Origin of the sequence: Asticcacaulis machinosus (assembly GCF_028550435.1) — a bacterium.
GTDB lineage: Bacteria > Pseudomonadota > Alphaproteobacteria > Caulobacterales > Caulobacteraceae > Asticcacaulis > Asticcacaulis machinosus.
On sequence record NZ_JAQQKV010000009.1, the window covers coordinates 1 to 809 of the forward strand.

The window sequence follows — 809 nt, forward strand, 5'->3', positions numbered from 1 at the left end:
GAATGGATCGGCTGCTTTGGCCTGACCGAACCTGATGCGGGCTCTGATCCGGGTTCGATGCGCACAAAGGCCGATAAGATTGACGGCGGTTACCGCCTCAACGGCACCAAGATGTGGATCTCGAACTCCCCCATCGCCGACGTGTTTGTGGTCTGGGCCAAGCTGGACGGGGTGATCCGTGGCTTTATTTTGGACAAGGGATTGAAGGGCCTGTCGGCGCCCAAAATCCACGGTAAACTCAGCCTTCGCGCCTCGATCACCGGCGAGATTGTCATGGACAATGTCGAAGTCGCAGATGACGCCATTCTGCCCCATGTCGAGGGCCTGAAAGGCCCGTTCGGCTGTCTGAACCGCGCCCGTTACGGCATCGCGTGGGGCGTGATGGGTGCCGCCGAAGACTGCTGGCACCGGGCGCGGCAGTACGGCCTTGATCGCGTTCAGTTCGGAAGGCCGCTGGCGCAGACGCAACTGTTCCAGAAGAAGCTGGCCGATATGCAGACCGAGATTACGCTGGGCCTGCAGGCGGCGCTGCGCGTCGGGCAACTGTTCGATCAGGGAATGATGCAGCCAGAGATGATCAGCCTGATCAAGCGCAACAACTGCGGCAAGGCGCTGGAGATCGCGCGCCACGCGCGGGATATGCACGGCGGCAATGGCATCCACGAAGAATTCCACGTCATGCGCCACGCCCAGAACCTGGAGAGCGTCAACACCTATGAGGGCACCCATGATGTCCACGCCCTCATCCTCGGGCGGGCGCAAACGGGACTGCAGGCGTTTTATTAGCGCATGCCAAAAAGTGTGAAGCG

The 809-nt window shown here is 60.9% G+C and carries 1 protein-coding gene; it reads left to right on the forward strand.

The window, feature by feature from the left end:
- On the forward strand, window positions 1–786 hold a 786-nt coding region (locus tag PQU98_RS16920), incomplete at its 5' end, for an acyl-CoA dehydrogenase family protein (protein WP_272746142.1).
- Window positions 787–809 lie beyond the last annotated feature (23 nt).